Genomic DNA, 19,437 nt, shown 5'->3' on the forward strand with positions numbered 1-19,437 from the left:
ACGTACTCAAAGTACTCCTGGGAGCTGAAATGTTGATGACATCCAAGGTTAGCGGTACCGAAGTGAAGACCGGAGGCATTTCGCTACACAGCCTGCAAAAGCGCTACGGCGGCGTAACGGCCGTTGACGATGTCAGTCTGTCCATTTCACCTGGAGAGTTCATCTCCTTGCTCGGCGCGAGCGGATCAGGAAAGACCACAACTCTGATGATGATCGCTGGATTCGAGATGCCGGATAGCGGTCGGGTGCAACTGGACGACAAGGACATTACTCGTTTGCCACCGCACCGGCGCGAACTCGGTGTGATCTTTCAGAATTATGCTCTGTTCCCGCATATGACGGTCGCCGAGAACGTTGCCTACCCCCTGCGTATGCGTCGTATGGGGAAGGCGGAGATCGAAAGCCGCGTCCGCCGAGTTCTCGATCAGGTCCACTTGGGTGCGTTGGCCTCTCGCTACCCGCACCAGATGTCCGGCGGTCAGCAGCAGAGAGTAGCGATCGCACGCGCACTCGTGTTCAACCCACCCGTTCTTCTCCTTGACGAGCCCTTGGGCGCTCTCGACCGGAAGTTGCGCGAGCATCTCAGAAACGAGATCAAGACCCTGCATAGGGAAGTTGGCAAAACGATGGTCTACGTCACACACGATCAGGACGAGGCACTCGCCATGTCCGATCGGGTCGCGGTCATGCACGAAGGGCGGATTCGGCAGGTCTCTTGTCCGCAGGACATCTATCGCAAGCCCGCTGACTTGTTCGTGGCAAGTTTCGTCGGTGAAGTAAATCTTATCCCTGCCAAACTCAAATCCGGCACCGTTCACGGTCCTGCAGGCGAGATGTTGCCCGCCGCGCCATGGACGGGCGGAGACAGGGATGCGACGCTTTGTGTGCGGCCCGAGCATTTGCGCCTCGTCGCCGGACACTCGGGTGGGATTCAAGGGCGCATAGTGGAAAAGACGTTCGTCGGTGACGCCACGATCTATCAATTCCGCAGCGATTCAGGACTGCAGCTGACGTCGAAGGTGCTGAACATCTCTGCCGACACTATGCCCCACATCGGCGATGTCTGTGTCGCATCGTGGATTGAAAACGACGCAACGATCCTTACAGAGTGAGTTGCCGTCATCGCTTGTGCGCACTTTGCGGATTCGCGGCGGCGGTCTCGTCTGTCGAAGGAGTGGGGTAGGCAGCCGGATCGACCCGTACAGCTTGCCCCACCGCTTTTGCTTGCCGCTGCTCTGCGGATGATAACTTGTCGGGAGGACGGCTCGAGCAGTCTTCGATATTGTCAGTTCGAGGAAGACCATACATGGGTTCGTCTGGTCAGATTGCTCGCCAGAGATCGCGCTTTGAGTAGCCATACATCGGCTCATCTGCGCGTTCTCTGTCACAAACCAAGGGGTGACGCACTGGATGAGGCTTGAGCCGCTTGACGTTCCTTGCGGCAGGCCAGCCGATTAGCTTCGGTCTTTCCGACCTCATGGCTATCGCTGCCCTCGTCCAGACCAGTAAACCACGAGCCCACAAACGTGTAGGCGGTGTACGTTACCCACTCCCTCTGCTTGGATGGATTTATAGGCTGAGGCGCATCGCCGGTTTATCTTCTGCACCTGATCTGGCCGTTTCGCCTCACACGATACTGGACGCGACAGGCGAGCGTTCCAAGCAGCCCGCCGCGACTTTCGTATGAGTTTATCCTAGGCGGTGCCGCTTCGGACACTATAGGGCCAGCTAGGGAAGGGACACGGGAGACGGTTAGGGTGGGTAACCACGAGTGGGCGACGAGCACACCAGAACATATGGACATCCGCACTAGTCCTCGGACGAAACATCGATCGGAATGGCAAAGCCTGCCTTCACCCGGTCCATTATCACCATTGTCTTAAAGCCCTTGATGTCCGCGTTCTCGTAGAAAAAGCGGCGAGTGAACTGCTCATAATCCTCCATGGTACGCGCCGTGATGTACAGGACAAAGTCAGCTTCGCCGGTGACATAAAATCCATTCACGACATCAACTGACGATTTGATTGCCTTCTTAAATTTGTCGATGATGTCGGAACGTTCGCGCTCCAACGTCACCAACACCAGCATTTGAATTGGCCGTCCTACAGCTTTCGGTGAGACGATGGACACGTCCGACTCGATGATGCCCTCACACCGAAGTCTCTTCAGTCGTCGTTGACACGCCGTGGCCGAAAGTCCGGCAAGTTCGCCGATCGTCTCTGATGTTAGTCGGTTATTCTTTTGCACGATCTCCAGGATGCGGGCATCTATTCTATCGTATTGCATGAACGGCTCCCCCTTGGTGAATATCGCCGCGAATTCAGTGCGTGATGCAGGAAATCATCCCACTCGACCAGAAATGCGACGCAAACTACCGTGCATCGAAGGTAGCCTGATTGCATGGACAATTTCAACAGATGACGCGCAGGACTCTCAAGTGGAAGCTGGCACAGTTCGACAGACCGGTCCGCACATGATCGGTATCGCAAAAAGACATTTGCAAAGCGTGAGGCGCCGCGACTTCCTTGCTGGCGCCGCACTCATTGACGGCCGATGGGTAACGAAGGCCTCGACGGACACTGTCGTCGATCCAGCTACCGAGGAGGATATTGCGGAGGTTAGCCGCTGCAGCGCCCGAGACGTAAACCTCGCGGTCACATCAGCTGAGACTGCGTTCGGCTCCTGGCGAGCGCTTTTGCCGGCGACCCGTGGGGCGATACTTAGGTCATGGGCCAGGTTGATGCTCGAGCATTCGGATGACCTCGCCGTCCTGGTCACGAGCGAGCAGGGCAAGCCGCTTTCTGAGTCTCGCCACGAGATTACGTACGGTGCCGGGTTCCTCGACTGGTTCGCGGCGGAGGGCGAGCGAGCCTACGGAGAGACCATCCCCAGTCATAAGCCTGGAAGTTTGCTTCAGGTGCGTATGCAGCCAATCGGCGTCTCCGCTGCGATCACGCCTTGGAACTTTCCGGTTGCCATGATTACACGAAAGGCCGGAGCAGCCCTTGCCGCCGGCTGCCCTATCATCGTGAAACCTGCCCCCGAGACCCCTCTATCTGCTCTTGCTGTGGCCCGACTCGCCGAAGAAGCAGGTGTCCCGCCTGGCGTGTTTCAGGTGCTGGTTGGTGATCCCATCGAACTTTCGGCGTCCTTGTTGGAAGACACGAGGATACGTGCCCTTTCCTTCACGGGTTCTACTCAAGTCGGTCGCCTATTGCTGGAAGGATCCGCTGCGACCGTGAAGAAAGTGTCGCTCGAGCTCGGAGGGCATGCGCCCTTTCTCGTCTTTGATGATGTCGATCTTCGCAAAACCGTCAGAGGCGTGATGGCCGCCAAGTTCGCGACGTCCGGCCAGGACTGCTTGGCAGCTAACCGCATCTACGTACAAAGACGCATCTATAGCGACTTCATCGACTCCTTTGCTGCGGCAATTTCCAAGCTCAGGGTTGGTCATGGCCTGGACGCTACAACGGATATTGGGCCGATGACGAAGGCGGCGGTAGCTAACAAATGCAGGGCCCAAATCAGTGACGCGGCGGCAAAGGGGGCGCGGGTTTTCTCCCCAAAGCTAGGCGACGAACTGGGCGAAAACTTTGTTGCTCCGACGCTGCTGAGCGATGTAACCGAAGAGATGCTCATCGCACATGAGGAGACGTTTGGGCCCGTGGCGGCCGTGCTGCCCTTCGACTCTGAAGACGAGGTCGTCGCACGCGCCAACGCGAACGAGATGGGGCTGGCTGGATACGTCTACACCGACAACCTGCGCCGAGCGCTCAGGCTTTCGGAGCAACTCGAGTGCGGAATGATTGGAATCAATACCGCATCGTTCACTGGCCCGCCGATTCCCTTTGGCGGATGGAAGCAGTCTGGGCTTGGTCGCGAAGGATCGCGGCACGGATTGGCAGAATATATGGAGCTGAAGTACGTCTGCTTCGGCGATTTGACGGGCTAGGAGAATGCGGAATGTCTGACCTTAAGGCCATCGCCGAGCTGGATCGTTCGAGTGTTCTGCACCCATTCACTCAGCTCAAGGAGTTTGCGAGCGGACAAGCGGGTGACCCGACAATCGTTACAGGAGGGAAGGGTATCCGCATCGAAGACGCGCAGGGCCATACTTACATTGACGCCTTTGCTGGTCTCTACTGCGTAAACATTGGATACGGCCGGACCGAGGTGGCGGAGGCCATTGCGCGGCAAGCTTACAAACTCGCATACTATCATACGTATGCGGCGCACACGACCGACGAGTTGGCCAAACTCGCAAATCGTCTCGTGCGAATGGCTCCGGGAAAACCAAGTAAAGTATTCTTCGGCTTGTCAGGGTCGGACGCTAACGAGACCCAGGCCAAGCTCGTCTGGTACTACAATAATCTGCGGGGTCATCCCAAGAAGAAGAAGATCATCTCGCGCGAGCGCGGTTATCACGGCTGCTCAGTGATCTCCGGTTCGATGACCGGGATGTCGTTCTACCATGATCATATGGATCTTCCCTTCCCGGGCATCCTGCACACGGGGACCCCGCACCATTATTGGGGCGCCGAGCCGGGCGAGACGGAAGAGGACTTTTCTCGGAGGCGTGCGGTCGAGCTCGAACAGCTGATCGTACGGGAGGGGCCGGAGACGATCGGCGCCTTCATTGGCGAGCCGGTGCTTGGTACGGGCGGTATAACACCGCCGCCGGCGGGCTATTGGCGCGAAGTTCAGGCTGTGCTGAGGCGTTACGACATCCTTCTGATCGCGGATGAGGTCATTTGTGGCTTTGGGCGAACCGGCGCTGACTTTGGCAGCACTCTGTACGGAATGGAGCCAGACCTGGTGACGGTCGCCAAAGGGTTGACGTCTGGGTACGTGCCACTCTCGGGAGCCATTGTTGGCGAGAGAGTTTATGCAGTGATGGAGGAAGCCGCGGATCGCATCGGGGCATTCTCACACGGCTACACCTATTCTGGCCATCCAATCGCGGCAGCCGCCGCCAACGCGGTCCTCGATATCGTCGAAAATGAAAGACTTAGCGACAGGGCGAGAGTCGTAGGCGCACACTTTCAGAAGCGGCTCAAGGAGCGATTTGCGCAGCTCGAAATCGTCGGTGAGGTGCGGGGTGTGGGGCTGCTTGGCGCGATCGAATTCGTGGCGGATCGGCAGTCAAAGCGGCGATTCGATGCGCAGCTCAAGGTGGGCGCCCGCATCTCCAAGGCTGCTCGTGATCGGGGGCTCATTGCACGAGCGATGCCACACGGCGACATTCTAGGGTTTGCTCCGCCTCTCGTCGTCTCCGAAGCGGAGATCGACGAGATCGTCGAGTTGGCCTATCGAGCGACGAAGCAAGTCATGGATGAGCTCGCCAAAGATGCTGCCATGGCTTGAGAGGTGGACTCTCGAACACGGGTGAATCGCATGCCGACGACTCGCATGAGCGGATCTGGCAGGCTTCTACGTCGCAGGAAGCTCTCCGCAAGGCCGCCGATCCGTCCGTAGCGGGTTTCGTCGTGGAGTTCTCCCTCGCCGACATCGACGCGGAATTGTTTGCGGGTAGCCAGACTTGCATGTGCCTCAACGGATAGTCGTTTCTCTGCGGCCGCGGAGACGCCTCGACATATCAGCAATCGAGAGCTCTAGCGTAGCGCCGCGCGTGAGAGAATGCTTGCCGAATGAGCCATTTGCGACGTTTGCTGCGATTTTCGACAAAAACGACCCGGGCTACCGCTGAGACCGGCAATGCCCGACCTGTGCTGTCGTAGCCCAAATCATTTTGCAGCCCAACGAATCGCCAACATCCGACCATTCTGAGTTTAACCGCAACAAAGGATCCAGACCGAGATGCCCGGCGACAGCCCCTCTCTTACCATTCTCCTCAACGACCCGGATGCCGACGTATATGCCCAACTCATAGCGAAGCGCTTCCCCCACGTCCGTGCGATTGAGGCGGCGAACCGCCGTAGCCTCGAAGAAAATATTGGCCAGGCGGATGCACTGTTGGCATCTCGCATTTCGCCTGAGCTGTTATGTCAAGCGAAGAATCTACGCTGGATCCAGTCCGCTGCGGCGGGAGTCGAGTCAATGCTCCCCATCCGCGATCAACTGATCGGCCGCATCGTTGTGACCAATGTGAGGGGCCTGCATGGTGAGGGCATCGCTGATTTTGTGATGGGCGGTGTCACAATGCTCCATTGGGACTTTATGCGATTTCTGCGTGAGCAATCGGAGCGCAAGTGGATCCCACGCCCTGTGGCTCCTCTAGCAGAGAAGACGCTCGGTGTCGTAGGGCTGGGTTCTATCGGTACGACTATTGCTCGTCGTGCCAAGGGCGCCGGCATGACTGTATTCGGCTTGAAGCGCGATACGTCAGTTCCGATCGACGTCGTCGACAGGCTGTTCTCCTTGGATGCGCTACACAATCTACTGCCGCTCTGTGATTTTGTGGTCCTCGCACTGCCGGCAACGCCGGATACGACCGGCCTTATAGGCGCACCTGAGATCGCACGCATGCGGTCCGACGCATTTCTCATCAATATCGGGCGGGGAAACGCAGTTGTCGAGGCAGAGCTCATAAAGGCCTTGCAGACAAATGCGATCGCTGGTGCGATGCTTGACGTGTTCGAGCAGGAGCCTTTGCCGCACAACAGCCCGTTATGGGACCTGCCAAACGTAATCGTGACGCCGCATGTGTCGGGGACACAGCCAAACTATACCGATCGAGTATTCCCCATATTGGCCGACAACATTGAGCGCTTGCTAAGCGGGCAGGCCTTGAAAAATGTTATAGACCTGCAACGTGGCTATTGAAATCGCAGTTCCGAATGGCGCCTTGGCGACGTGACGCTCACGCTCATGACCGGCTTCGGCCGCGCGGGACCTCTTCACACTTGAATGCGACTGGCCGGGCGCCAGCTGCGTACCCCGACACAAAGACCGGTTCGCAGACGCGGGTCATCGGCAAGGCGGACCGGCATCACCAGGAGAGTTCAGCTCGGCGAGTACTCGCGACTTCAACTCTCTCTGACATCGCCGGCGGCGAGCAGCGCGTCGATGTCGGCGTCGGTGTATTCCAAACACAGTAGGATAATTCGAGTAGACGGCGCCGTATTTCTGGGCGGGGGCAAGCGCATAGACTTTCTCGACCGCCGGTCGAACGGCATAGGGGGCGAGCTGTGGACCGAATGGCTGCTCGGGTGGTCAGGGTATCTCGAAATGGAGAAGCTGCCTCGGTCGGTTCCCGGCGCGGCATCCGCCGGGCGACAATTTTCAGAACGTATCGCATTGATGCTCCCGCAGATTGCCACGCCAGTATCTGGCGCATTCAATCTCGACAGCCATTCTTGTGCAGTGACCTGTCCGATCGCCGCGGCAAGGAACACCGACTTGTCCTGCGCCGGCGATCCCTTGCAAACCATCGACTCTCGCGAGCCGAGGCAAGTCGCTTACGAGGTCGTTCAACATGATGCTGTCGGCGACAGCTCGCCACGTAGGGGCGCGCCAGTGCGCTGAAGCCCTTGGCATCAGGACCGACGGGTTCGTCAAATGGCTGCCGCCCTGGAAAGTCGTAGCAATAGGGATCTGCAGCAGGCCCGAGAGTGCCGTCAGCGACCTCCTGGGTCGCCACACCCGGCCGATTTTCGACTTCTGGTACAACGCGGCCGCAACGCCCAGAGCCAAGCTATATGCACCCAAGGCGTCGATCGTCCCCAAGTGCGCGTGCCCTTCGGGAGTTTCCGATGAACCGCCAAACCTGAGCATGATTCCGCTCACTGCCCGGGCGATGTCGTCGTAGCCTAGGTCGTCGCGGCGCGAACCACGGGTGGGCCGCCAAAGCAATCGACCTGACAGAAGATCACGTTTGGATTGAGCGTCTCCAGGCTCTTCCTATCCAGCCCCCTGCGATTGACGTCTCGGTCGGTTGCGTTCCAGACGATGACGTCGACCGGTTTGAGAGCCTCTCGAAGACCTCACGGCCTCTTGGCGCGGTGATGTCAACCTGCGCCGACTGCTTTCCGGCATGTTGAACATCGCTATGAAGACGTTGAAGCCGGCATGATAATGGGACCGCACCGGGTCGATCTTGATCACCTCCGCGGCGAAGCGGGCCAGGTAGAATGCGGTGTGCCGATCGGCAATGATGTTGGCCATGTCGAGAACCCGTAAGCCGTCGAGCTATCCCGACAGTTCTTGGCCTATCCGGGGCGCTGATCGCTGCGCAGGGGGCGCCGAGAGTGCAGCGACGGCCTCGCCGGCCGCCACCCATCGGAGGGGCATCGGATTTAACATTGCTTCGCCGCTATCCTGCATCCAGCACACAGGTCCAGGCCGGGTCATCGGTCCAAATTCTGGCTCGGTCACCAACAGACCCGCAGACAAGGCGTGTTCATGATGCAGCCACTCTCCTAGGAAATTCTGTGGGGTGTCCGCAATGCGGTGTTCCCGGAAGATGTGTTCCCACTCCGCCGAAGGGCGGGTCAGGAACGCGGCCTTCATCCGCGCGATGATCTTGTCTGCAGTGGCGAGGCAATGGCCAGACGCTTAGAAGGTGATCCGATTTCCATTCGCGCGTGGGAAGGTAGGAATCGCCTTCTTGACCAACCTTTCGGCAACGAGGCCGTCGCAATCCCGAGACCCTGCAGGCAGCGCCTTGTATGAAGCTTGTGGCCGGGTAGGCTACGGAACATCCGCCCGTCCTTGCACCTGTAGCCACCGTTTCGATAGAAGGTATCCTGAAGGTCTGAATCCATCGGCAACTGCGGTTTGAGCCGCCGCGTGTACGCGAGCGCCTCCGTGACTGCTCAGATGAGCAGTACTTTGATGTGGTCGCCAACACCGCTGCGTTCCCTCGCCTGGAGGGCCAGCGCCGTGGCCGATGCGGCGATCACGGCACCATAGGCGGAGGCCAGGGGCAGCGCCGCAAAGTATCGGTTCAGTCCCATATCCGTTGAACACCCCGCGGACGGGCGACGACGGCCTCGAAGGCGCGCCCCTCGCGGCGGAGCGCATCATCCGGGGGATGTCAAACGCCATCCGGAACTGCCCCCTTTGCGTCATGAAGAACTGCCCCCACCATCGGCACTATGATCTCGGTTGAAGTTGTTTCCGCCGGTGACGGGCCGGAGGGAGGCGGAGCCGACCGGAGGGCCGTCACCGGCGGTCGGCGGCTTGATGAGACCGCTCTTGCGCTTGGCGCGGAGCCGATAACTGTCGCCGCGGATCGTCAGCACGTGGCTGTAGTGGAGGAGCCGGTCGAGGATCGCGGTGGCGACCACGGGATCGGCGAACACGGTGCCCCATTCGGCAACGCTGCGGTTCGAGGTAATCAGCATGGCGCCGGTTTCGTAGCGCCGGCTGACCAGCTGGAAGAACAGGTGCGCCGCATCAGGTTCGAGCGGCAGATAACCGAGCTCGTCGACGATCAGCAGCTTTGGCTTCGACAGGGCGAGTAGCTTCTCGTCCAGGCGTCTGTCGCCGTGCGCCTTGGCAAGACCCGCGACCAGCGTCGTCGCGGTTGTGAACTGCACCGTGTAACCGGCCAGGATCGCCTCTCGCCCGAGCGCGATCGACAGGTGCGTCTTACCGACGCCCGGCGGACCGAGCAGCAGCACATTCTCGCCGTTGGCGATCCAACGTGACGCGGCCAGGTCGCGGATCTGCTTCGGATCGATCGACGGCTGCGCCTCGAAGTCGAAGCCCGCGAGCTCCTTCACGGTCGGGAAGTGTGCAAGTTTTAGTGCCATCTCGATGCGGCGATGATCCTTGCGCGCAATCTCGCGCTCGCACAGCAGGATCAGTGTCTCACGCGCCGACAGGTTCGCGCGCGCCGCCTCGTCGAGCAGGCTGTCGAGCTGATCGCGGATCCCGGAGAGCTGCAGTCGCGCCAGCATGGCATCGAGCGGATCGGTCGTCGCTTCCATTATCTTCTTTGCCCGCGCCATCAGAAGCTTCCTCCAACCACGGCTTCGTATTCGGCAAGAGGGCGCAACAACGACGGCGGTGAGGACGGCGCCAGCACCGCCGCCGCGATCTCAGCCCGGCGGACCGCGCCGTTGTGACCGGCAACACCATCGAGGTGGGCGGTGTCGATGATCCGCAGCCGGCGACCCTTCGATTGCTTGTGGATCGCAACCTGGTGCAATCCATGGCGGATCCGCACCTCGCCAGCCGCAATCGTTACCGCCACGCGCTCGCCAATCAGGCGCCACGGCACCGAGTAGCTGTTCGTGTCGATCTCTACAGCGCAATCATTGCCGACGACGCGGGTCAGTTCACGCAATGATCCGAACGACGGTTGCCCGCTAAGTGGCTTCAACCGGTGTGCCTCGTCACGCGCAAAGCGAGCTATCGGCGCCTCCCCGGTCGTGCCGTGGATACGAACGTTCGCAACCTCGCGCTCCCACCTGTCGAGATGCGCCTCGAATGCTTCCCAGCTTGGGAAGGAATGGCCGGCCATCGCGTTCTTCTTCACGTAGCCGACGCCGTTCTCCGTCTTGCCCTTCGTGCGCGCCCGATATGGCGCGCAAGCGCGAGGACGGAAGCCCCAATGTTTTGCGAAGGCGATCAGCTTGTCGTTAAACTGAACCGACCGGCTCACCGCGTCATGGCGCACGACAAGCGCCCGAGGATTGTCCATCAGCACTTCCTCCGGCACACCGCTGAAGGTCGTGAATGTGCTCTCGAGCCCGGCGAACCAATGCTCCTGCCTCTCGGCCCGGAACGCACGCACATGCAGCCGCCGCGAATGCCCAAGCGTTGCCACGAACACGAATGCCTTGACTCTCGCCCCTCCGATCTCGACCAGACGCTCGCCGAAGTCGATCTGCAGCTGCCGGCCTGGCGGCGTCTCGAACCGCGTCGTCGCTAACGCCTCCGCCTTCAGCGCCTGGCGATAGGGCTGCACGGCGCGTTGCAGGGTCCGCCGGCTGACGGTCACGCCCTTCTCGGCCAACAGGTCCTGGCGCACCACGTCGGCATTGCCGCGATGCCGAATGAGCCTCTCGCGCAGCCAACCCTCAAGGCCGTCGAGACGCTTCGGCCGCTCAGGCGACTTGAACGGCTTCACCCCGCCCGCCGCCACGTAGTCCTTCACCGTGTGATGGCTGCAGCCCAGCTGCCGCGCAATTCGCTTCACACCCCACCCGCACGCCCTCAGGCGCAACATCTCCGCCACGTCATCCGGCGTCTTCATCACCTGCCCCCGTGGATCACTCCACGGCGAGCCTTCAGTGATTCGTTCCTGCTTCATTCACTCTCTCCTCAGCTATCCGAGGAGGGGGGCAATTCCTCGTGACGCTGAGGGGGCAGTTTTCCATGGCGCGCGACACGGGGGAGATTGTCTCTCATAGGTACACCAGGCGGTACATGTCGCAATCGAGGTCAATCAAGGCTTTCGCGCGACTTTGGAGATCTTGGACCCTTCGGGAATGAAATACCGTTTCCAGGATATGTCCCCAGGGTCCCGACCTTGACCTTCACGGACCTCATGTTCCTGGACGTGGGCGGATTAACTTTGAACTCATCCGCTCTGTGGACACGCTCCCAGTTCAATTATCGCCGTTATTCCGCACCAGGAGATTGCCTTTGTTGGCGATCCCATGTGCGAAGCGGGTTACCATCGTTCCTGGATACCGATACCTACGGTTGGATTGGGCCGTTGGAGTGATTGAAGCGCTGGACGTCCGATACATTGTACCGGGACACGGGAATGTGTGCGGCACCGCCGAAGTCAAACACTTCCGTCAGCAGATGGAGGATCATGTTGGCCAGGTCGAGCGTCGGGTTGACGCAGGGCAAAGCAAAGAGTTCGTCATGACAGAAGTCAAATACGAGGATAATATTCATACCGCGGTCAGCGGCTGGACCTCCTTTCCCGAACATATGATCAAGAGCTGCATGATGCGCGGCATCAGCCGCTTTTACGATGACGTGCTCAATAGACGATCCGATCCTCACCCAACCGATCCGACGATGGGGCTGACTTTGACGCTTGCCAGAACTTCCGGGATGCCACCTAGAAATACAACAGAGCCTGCAGTGGAAGGTCGCCGCGATTCCATCGCACGATCCTTTTCCTGCGATATTCGGTGAACGCAAGAGAAAAACTGCGCGTAACGTGCTTCGATCTGCATTAGGATCCTGAGGATGACCTCGCAAACTCTACCCTCACTGGGCATTCTTCACCTCGAGCGCGGCCTAGTGCCCGGCGCAACACCACCAACGCCCGCGCCTGGCGCGGTATTGCATCCGAGAACCTTTGATTTCCCGGTAATCTGGGAAACCGTTGCCGGAGCCTGGGTGGAGAACGTCGTTCGCGGAGATCCAGCGTTGGAGCCGGCATTCGTTGCAGCAGCTCAGCGCTTAGCCGAGCGCGGCGCTGTCGCGATAAGCTCAACGTGTGGCTTCTCTATCCGGCATCAGTCCGCAGTGGCTGCGTCTGTGACGGTGCCCGTAGTCATGTCGAGCTTGCTCCTGCTACCGTCACTGCTCCGGCAGTTACCGCGCTCGGCGAAGATTGCCGTTCTAACTTACGACTCGACACATTGCGGCGAAGATCTGCTCGGACTGGAAGATCCGAATGAACGCGCGAGGGTCGTGATTGGCGGCATCGAGGGCGGTAAGTTCTGGCATGACGAATTGAAGAATCCTCCTCCGCCTACGGATGTCGCCGCAATTGAAACCGATGTCATGGTCTGCATCCAACGGCTGCGGAGCGCCCATCCAAAAATATCGACAATCCTGTTCGAATGCGCAGCATTCCCGACCGTTGCGGCCTACGTTCGCCGTACGGCGAAGCTACCCGTCTACGACATCACTGACCTTTGCCGCATCACAATGGCCTCCACCGGCTGGACGGCGGGATAGCTCACGGGGTTCGCCTGGTCACTTAGAGGTGCATCAAAGCGAGATGCCCATCGTCTTCAAGCGTCCGCTTGCTCAAAACGGGTGCTGCGGCCCTCGCTTTGTCTGGTCGTGCTCACCCGCCCTCCGATGATTGAACAATCAAGAGCGCGACGCCGGATCGGCATCGCCCACACTCATCTTGCGAACATTCGCGCAAGCGTCCGCTTAGAATAGAGTTTGGAATCAGGTTCTAGGGCGATGCGAGCATCACCTCTCATGCTGCCAACGCGCACGGTCTGACTTTTTAAGTGATCCCATAGAAACGACGAGGGACTACTCCCCTGACGAAGAATTCGACCATGGAGGTGTAATCAAAGACGGGCACGCCGGTCGCTCTCTGGACCGCCGCAGCGTAGGGCGGAAGCTCAGAACACTCGAGCAAAAACACACCTATATCTGGTCGCTTAGCTTGCAAATCCAGAGCAGCTTGAACTGTTTCGGCCTCGACGGCATCGACGTCCATGTTAGCTGTCGCGTTCAGAATAACAGATGCAAATGACGGTGATTTTTCGAGCCCGACGATCGAGACGCGCCTGCAATCAGGTAAAATGCCGGCCGCTTCCAGCAGATCCGGAGTAAAGGGCGCCTTGGCCGTAATAATCCCGACTGATTTAGTCGGCGGAAGCATCCGCTCCAAGAAAGGTGCTAGAACAAGCGGGGACAGGCAAACAGGAATGTCCACCGCCGCTCGCACCGCTTCCTGGTACCGGACCATGAATCCACAGTTTGCGGTGATAAAGCTCGCGCCCTCGCGTGCAAGCTCAACCGCAGCCTTCACAGCGATAGACTCTGTCGCGGCGTTGTTGGGGACTTGAAGCATCGGGAAGGTAAGGCCCAGCATCGGCTTATAACGAACGGGGACACTCCACGTGCTCGCGTTGTTCACGCTTCCAGGAGGGTAAAAGCGATCAAAAGGGTCGTCTGTCGAGGCGCGCTGAACCATCAAGATACCCACCGGTGCGCCGTAAAACTGCAGATTGCGTTTTGGCGACGATGTCCGAACCGCCCCTCTATGGGAGTCACTCATTTTTCAAACTGGTCCTTCCATTCACTGAAGTTGATAAATCACAATCCCGACGGATAGGCTTTCGATAAAGCCGCACTTCTTGCGTCGCACATGCGAGGAATTCCCACCTTTAGCGGTTTACCAGGCCGGATCTCAGCTCCAAGCCATCGACAACGGTCTGCTTGGACACCAGGTCACCGCTGTGCAGCCCTTCACCGACCTGCGTCTTGAATTCGGGGCGCAAGTAGGGGCTCAGCGTCGACCTTGATGCTTGCCTCGGACTTCTTCACTTCAGCCGCTCCCATCTGCAAATCCAATTTCATTCCGATAGCGCTCTTGAGATGTGTTCTGGCCGAAGATGCTAAAGGCGATTTCGCTACTGAAAGCTGAGGAATTCGAACATGATTGCCGGATTTCAACGAAAAGGGCGCACTGTTCGCTGGAGTTCGGCGATACCAATTCCTGCCCGGCGGTTTCGCCCTCCCCGAAAGCGGCAACCCGCTTCTTTCCGCAGAGTTGCACTGCGCGTCAGGTCAAAGGAAGCCGGCCGATATAATCTCTCCAAAGCGAAGATGTGCGCGCCACCCTTTTTGAATACACAGGCGACCTGTTCTTCCGCTTACTCCAGGGATGCCTGTCGAGCTGCGACCCTGATCTTGGTCTTTCCGGCAATCGAGAACTAGGTAATTTGAACGAATCGGTGCGAGGAGCTGACCGCCTCTCGCGCGGTACCCGCTGAATTTGGTCAAAAGCGTCCTCGGGGCGCAGGATTTTGGCGTACCAGACCGCTCCTTTGCACATTGTGCGCATTCGAGCCCGATTACATTTGAAAAAGCTGAATGCTAATTCCACGAGGAGCGCGCGTGATGGTTGCCGTTGTTCACCAAGATCGCACCAATATGACTGACGCCGAATGGCAAATCCGCTGCGACCTTGCTGCGCTATACCGGATCTGCGACCTTTACGGCTGGACCGATACGATCAACTCCCATCTATCGGCACGTATTCCCGGTGAACCGAACTGCTTCCTGATCAACAATTACGGCGATTTGTTCGGCGAGGTCACCGCATCCAGCTTGGTGAAGATGGACACCGACGGCAAAGTATATGCCAAAAACGGGGCCTTCAACGACGCGGGCTTTATCATTCACGCTGGCATCTACAGGGCCAAGACCGATGTCAATTGCGTGATGCACACTCACGTACGCGCGGGCGCCGGCATTTCTGTCCTGAAGCATGGCCTCAGGCCAATCAGTCAAGACGCGCTCGAAGTCTACGACGAGGTCACCTATCACGAGTATGGCTCGCTCGGCTCATATAACGAGGGCGATGCGCTAGGCGTAACCTGCCAAAAGGGCGAATGCCTCATATTGCGCAACCATGGCCTGCTCACCATCGGCGCAACGCCTCAGGCCGCACTCCAGCGCATGTACGCCCTGGTACGTGCCTGCGAGATCGAAGTGATCGCCCGCACCTTGGACGAGCCGCCGACGCCGATCGATCCCGAGGTGGTGAAAGACTATGCCAAGCGCAACAAGCCGAAGCGTGCCTTGCCCGAATTCGGAATCAAGGAATGGCGGGCTGCGGTCCGCCAAATCGAAGGCCGCAGCACGGATTGGCGGCAGTAAGCTCGGCATGGGCCTTCGAGTTAGAGCCTCAGCACGCGCGCAACTCAAGCCAAGTGCGATTGGCGAAGCGCGCGCATGCTTTGTCAGCCAGCTGGCTGGATTGCTCCGACATAAATGGCGCTCGTCGAGGACTTCCATTGCGCCAAGCGAGCGAAAGACCGGCGAATATTATCGATCGACGCTGGCGTTGCCGTTGATCGGGGCGCCGCCTCAAACCAGCAGCTCACCCTTGGGTTAACCCGGTGGCCTGCCCTGAAGCAGCCCACATGACTTGCGTGACACGAGCGTTTACCGAAGGTCGCCGCAAGGTCCTCACTTGTTTTCAAGTGCGGTATGTGCGCAGGAATCCTGCGTGGCTGGGCCGCTAGCTCTATTCTTTCTTCGTTTCTACATCGGTGTTGGATGAGAATCCATGCAGCAAACCGCTAAGGTTCCTTTGTGGGGATCGCAGGCTGACGGTCGCCAGGCTGCACAGCTGGCGACCCGATGATTGCGCTCGCAACGCTCGTTTGGCCTTGCAAGGAGGGACCTAATGACCAAGCAGAACACCAACGGCGCTTCAAGCGCCAGCATGACCCGGCGATTGATCCTACAAGCAACGGCAAGTTCGCTAGCCATGCCGCTTGTCACGAAGTCCACGCTCGCCTGGGCAGAGGAAAAGCTCGCCGGCAGTGGGGAAGTCGTCGTTCAGACATTTGGCGGCTCCTACACTGAGGGCTTTCGACGATACGTCCATGATCCATTCACCAAGGCGACCGGAATAAAGGTCGTCGACGTGGTCGCTGATATCGCTGACCCGCAGGTCATGGCGATGTCCCGGGCCGGCCGGGTCGATTGGGACATCGCCCAGGTTTCGATCGTGAGCTATCTCGGGATGCATGCAACCGGAATGTTCGTGCCGATCGACTACAAACTTTGGGATCAAGAGTCGCTCAAAGGCGTCCCTCCGAGCGCTCGTCTCGAGGCTGGCGCCCTGCTTTACTCCACCGCGACGGTTCTCGCCTACGACGAGCGCGCTTTCCCGCAAGGTGGCCCGAAAAACTGGTTTGATTTTTGGGACGTCAAGAAATTTCCTGGGCCGCGGGGACTGAGCGTCATCAACCCCTGGCGTACGTTGACATTTGCGCTTGTCGCAGCCGGGGTCGCACCAAACAACATTTGGCCGCTGACCGATGACAAACTCGATCGCGCATTCGAAAAGCTAAACGAGATCAAGCCCCACATCACAAAGTGGTGGAATGCTGGTGGTGAACCGACTCAACTGCTGATCAACCGAGAATACGCGATGACCAGCGTGTATGACGGCCGCGTGCTCAGCGCAATGAAGCAGGGCGCTCCGATCAAATTCATCTGGGACGGTGCTGATCTGGCGGGGAGCACCGTCGGTGTGATCCTCAAGGGCTCACCAAACACCGGGAATGCGCAAAAATTTATCGCATTCATGAATCGCGCTCAGATTGCTGCCGGCGTTACTCAGGGCACCGGCTACTCAGCGCCGAATAGCCATCAGCTTGAACATCTACCGGCCGACCTCATTCCCCTGCTTAGCGTCAATCCGGAGAATGCTGCGAAGACCATCATCGAAGACTCCAATTGGCTGGCTGCCAAACGCGCCGATGGCAAGTCGAATTCTGATTACATCCAAGAGCGATGGTTGAAGTGGCGGACGGCATAAGTGCCATAACATCAGCGGCCGACGGAGCCCTCGTAGGCTCCGCCGGTTGCCATTGCGGCCGTGGAACTGCCAAAGCAGCGGAGCTCACAGCTAGTTCGGAGGGCACAGCCCTTGGCCGGATTCGAGTCTCTCTAACGCTCTTGCCTACTCCACTGACCTGCAGCGCCACTAAAGCGAGTCGACGTCGCGTTGATCGCCTTCATGTCGCGAGGCCTGGTATCTCTCGCCCGTAAAATGTTTTCTGAATGCCGGAGAACGGCTGCAGTATTGGGTCCAGGCGCGCAGCTTTCCTCGTGGAACGGCGTACCATCTTCTCGCGCGGCGAGCATTCTGACGGAAGATGCCTCTATCATTTCTCCACTCTGACACATCTTTCCAGCGTCGGCTGCGCCGTCAATCGAGCAGGAGCACTTCAATCAAAATAGGCCCACGCAAAGCATCATGCTCGCCCGCCAATGTAATTCGATGCGCTTAATTGCACCAATGTGCCCCGAAGCTTCATGCTTGTTGACGCAAATCAAGTCGCGTTTTCCTGAGTAGTTGCAACATACGTTTCCAACAACTTGGAAAATTCGTATGAATCGCATTCAGCGTAGTCGTGCTTGGGATGATTGCAGCGGCCGCGTACGCGATCTTGGTCCCCGCAGATCGTCTCGCGACCCATACGTCTTTGAATCCGCTGGCGGCCGCTATGAGCCTGCTGGGGATCACTCCGGCTGACGCCGGTGCCGCCGGGCTGGAGCTTGCGCTCATGCGCGGCGAAACGCGCTGCGAGGGTTGCAAGCTGAGGGTGGACTGCATTGATCGCCTCTCAAGGGCCTGGGGCCGCGCGTTGCCGCAAGGCTGCCCGAATGCATCGCTCTTCCATGAGATTGCCCGAAGGAGGCCACGGCGTCGAGGGGCGCTTTCCTGCGCGTAAAGATCTCGACATCATTTGTCTGCTTGGGCAAGGATACCCTCGCCAGTCATCGGACCCGGCCACCGGTTCAAAAGGTGGGCGAGCAAACCCGACCTATTCGGTCATGATTCAACTCGCTTCCGCCTGATCCGTGTTTGAGATCGCAGATGAACCAACCCTTGCGCGAGCCACACTTCACTGCAGAGTTTCGGCACCAAGGCAGCCCTTATTATGAGAATTCGGCTTCAGGTTGCGGCTACGCTCCCTCAATGAGATCGCAAAGCCCCCCCTATCTGGGAATCCTCAACCTCGAACGCGGCGATTTGCCGGACGCGCCTCCGCCGGAGGCATGGCCTGGGTCGCTGCTCAATCCGACTGCTACGTTCCATTTTCCCGTCCTCGCGGAAACCGTTGCCGGGGCTTGGGTTGAAAATGTTGTGCGCGGTGATCCTGCACTTGAACCGGCCTTCATCGCTGCGGCCCGGCGACTTGTGCACCGAGGCGCTGTCGCGATTACCTCGACTTGTGGCTTCTCTATCCGGCATCAGGCAGCCGTGGCCGCTTCAGTGAACGTACCTGTGGTTATGTCAAGCCTGCTCCTGTTACCAGCGTTGCTCCGGCAGTTCCCAGCGGCCGCCAAAATCGCCGTCCTCACCTATGATTCATCTCACTGTGGTGAAGACCTCCTCGGAGTTTATGATCCGAGAGAGCGGGCGCGAATCGTGGTAGGCGGCATCGAAGGCGGCAAGTTCTGGCATGACGAGATGAAGCAGCCGGCGCCACCAATCGACGTGGTCGGAATGGAGCAGGATGTCACGGGCTGCATCGCGCGGCTTCGAGCCAAGCATCCAGAGATCGTGGCTATCCTGTTCGAGTGCGCGGGCTTTCCGATGGTGGCAACGGCAATCCGCCAAATCGTGGATCTACCGGTCTACGACATTACTGATCTCTGCCGAATGACCATGGCGTCCGTCGGTGTCAGATAGCATCCCCGGCTCGGGTGGGGTCAAACGTTTGCCGATAATGGACGTTGACGACGAACGCGAGTGTCGTCCGCAGCAGAGCATCTCGTTGTAACCCACGTTGTTCTGGCTATGGCGCTTGCGGCGGCAAGAGGCTCCATTTTGGCTCGGCCGCGGCGCTCGCGCCTTCTGTGCGTGCGCCTCCGACCGCAGCCCTCCGGGGCATTCGTGCCAGACGTCGTTACGATGTAGGTGCTCGTCGGGCCTCGCAAGTAAGCGAGCCGACATATTGCGCGATCCGATGAGGCTGCAAGACTCACAAGATCACCACGTGTACACGGAACAGTACGCAAATACCTCGACCTTCGCGACCCGCAATACGGCGGCGCGAT

The 19,437-nt window shown here is 58.9% G+C and carries 16 protein-coding genes and 1 pseudogene; 9 read left to right on the top strand and 8 right to left on the bottom strand.

Translation table 11 applies throughout. From position 1 onward, the window contains the following. Positions 1-29 precede the first annotated feature (29 nt). The gene (locus tag AB7008_RS09150; protein ID WP_441258707.1) at positions 30-1,112 is read left to right on the top strand and encodes an ABC transporter ATP-binding protein; all 1,083 of its coding nucleotides are present in this window, start codon (positions 30-32) and stop codon (positions 1,110-1,112) included. Positions 1,113-1,809: 697 nt separating this feature from the next. On the opposite strand, the gene AB7008_RS09155 is transcribed toward AB7008_RS09150, so the two are convergent. Then, positions 1,810-2,286 (bottom strand): Lrp/AsnC family transcriptional regulator, encoded by a 477-nt coding sequence (locus tag AB7008_RS09155; protein WP_441258708.1) that lies wholly within the window; start codon positions 2,284-2,286, stop codon positions 1,810-1,812. Positions 2,287-2,473: 187 nt separating this feature from the next. Between AB7008_RS09155 and AB7008_RS09160 the strand changes: the two genes are divergently transcribed. The 3 genes from AB7008_RS09160 to AB7008_RS09170 all read left to right on the top strand — a co-directional run bounded on the left by AB7008_RS09160 (position 2,474) and on the right by AB7008_RS09170 (position 6,783). Further along, positions 2,474-3,952 (top strand): NAD-dependent succinate-semialdehyde dehydrogenase, encoded by a 1,479-nt coding sequence (locus AB7008_RS09160; protein WP_441258709.1) that lies wholly within the window; start codon positions 2,474-2,476, stop codon positions 3,950-3,952. Between the two features lie 11 nt (positions 3,953-3,963). Then, a complete protein-coding gene (locus tag AB7008_RS09165; RefSeq protein ID WP_441258710.1) occupies positions 3,964-5,364 on the top strand; it encodes an aminotransferase in 1,401 nt (466 codons plus the stop codon). A gap of 453 nt (positions 5,365-5,817) precedes the next feature. Further along, on the top strand, positions 5,818-6,783 hold the full coding sequence (locus tag AB7008_RS09170) for a D-2-hydroxyacid dehydrogenase (RefSeq protein WP_441258711.1): 966 nt from the start codon (positions 5,818-5,820) through the stop codon (positions 6,781-6,783). Positions 6,784-7,242: 459 nt separating this feature from the next. Here AB7008_RS09170 and AB7008_RS09175 read toward each other — a convergent pair whose 3' ends face one another. The 6 genes and pseudogenes from AB7008_RS09175 to istA all read right to left on the bottom strand — a co-directional run bounded on the left by AB7008_RS09175 (position 7,243) and on the right by istA (position 11,221). Further along, on the bottom strand, positions 7,243-7,812 hold the full coding sequence (locus AB7008_RS09175) for a CoA transferase (protein ID WP_441258712.1): 570 nt from the start codon (positions 7,810-7,812) through the stop codon (positions 7,243-7,245). Continuing rightward, a complete protein-coding gene (locus AB7008_RS09180) occupies positions 7,770-7,910 on the bottom strand; it encodes a hypothetical protein (RefSeq protein WP_441261195.1) in 141 nt (46 codons plus the stop codon). Before AB7008_RS09180 ends, AB7008_RS09175 begins: the two co-directional genes overlap by 43 nt. Then, positions 7,861-8,136: pseudogene (locus AB7008_RS09185) on the bottom strand (hypothetical protein); the annotation flags it as partial. The gene AB7008_RS09180 and the pseudogene AB7008_RS09185, both read right to left, overlap by 50 nt. 638 nt (positions 8,137-8,774) lie before the next feature. Beyond that, entirely contained in the window at positions 8,775-8,915 is a 141-nt protein-coding gene (locus tag AB7008_RS09190) for a hypothetical protein (RefSeq protein WP_441258713.1), read from the bottom strand. Between the two features lie 111 nt (positions 8,916-9,026). After that, positions 9,027-9,914: an IS21-like element helper ATPase IstB gene (istB, locus tag AB7008_RS09195; protein WP_441258714.1), complete on the bottom strand. Its 888-nt coding sequence runs from the start codon at positions 9,912-9,914 to the stop codon at positions 9,027-9,029. Next, positions 9,914-11,221: an IS21 family transposase gene (gene istA, locus AB7008_RS09200; RefSeq protein ID WP_441258715.1), complete on the bottom strand. Its 1,308-nt coding sequence runs from the start codon at positions 11,219-11,221 to the stop codon at positions 9,914-9,916. Before istA ends, istB begins: the two co-directional genes overlap by 1 nt. A 413-nt stretch (positions 11,222-11,634) precedes the next feature. On the opposite strand from istA, the gene AB7008_RS09205 reads away from it, so the two are divergent. Both AB7008_RS09205 and AB7008_RS09210 read left to right on the top strand, forming a co-directional pair. Then, on the top strand, positions 11,635-12,063 hold the full coding sequence (locus AB7008_RS09205) for a hypothetical protein (protein ID WP_441258716.1): 429 nt from the start codon (positions 11,635-11,637) through the stop codon (positions 12,061-12,063). Between the two features lie 54 nt (positions 12,064-12,117). Then, a complete protein-coding gene (locus AB7008_RS09210) occupies positions 12,118-12,837 on the top strand; it encodes a hypothetical protein (protein ID WP_441258717.1) in 720 nt (239 codons plus the stop codon). Between the two features lie 283 nt (positions 12,838-13,120). On the opposite strand, the gene AB7008_RS09215 is transcribed toward AB7008_RS09210, so the two are convergent. Further along, positions 13,121-13,819 carry an aspartate/glutamate racemase family protein gene (locus AB7008_RS09215; protein ID WP_441258718.1) on the bottom strand — a complete coding sequence of 233 codons (699 nt, stop codon included), beginning with the start codon at positions 13,817-13,819 and terminating at the stop codon, positions 13,121-13,123. A 929-nt stretch (positions 13,820-14,748) separates the two neighbouring features. Between AB7008_RS09215 and AB7008_RS09220 the strand changes: the two genes are divergently transcribed. The 3 genes from AB7008_RS09220 to AB7008_RS09230 all read left to right on the top strand — a co-directional run bounded on the left by AB7008_RS09220 (position 14,749) and on the right by AB7008_RS09230 (position 19,069). Beyond that, positions 14,749-15,510, top strand: coding sequence for a class II aldolase/adducin family protein (locus AB7008_RS09220; RefSeq protein WP_441258719.1), 762 nt, complete (start codon positions 14,749-14,751; stop codon positions 15,508-15,510). A 532-nt stretch (positions 15,511-16,042) separates the two neighbouring features. Beyond that, positions 16,043-17,185, top strand: a complete 1,143-nt coding sequence (locus tag AB7008_RS09225; protein ID WP_441258720.1) for an ABC transporter substrate-binding protein — start codon at positions 16,043-16,045, stop codon at positions 17,183-17,185. A gap of 1,065 nt (positions 17,186-18,250) precedes the next feature. After that, positions 18,251-19,069 (top strand): hypothetical protein, encoded by an 819-nt coding sequence (locus tag AB7008_RS09230; protein ID WP_441258721.1) that lies wholly within the window; start codon positions 18,251-18,253, stop codon positions 19,067-19,069. Positions 19,070-19,437: the final 368 nt, after the last annotated feature.

Source organism: Bradyrhizobium sp. 521_C7_N1_3 (genome assembly GCF_052075975.1).
GTDB classification, from domain to species: Bacteria; Pseudomonadota; Alphaproteobacteria; order Rhizobiales; family Xanthobacteraceae; genus Bradyrhizobium; species Bradyrhizobium japonicum.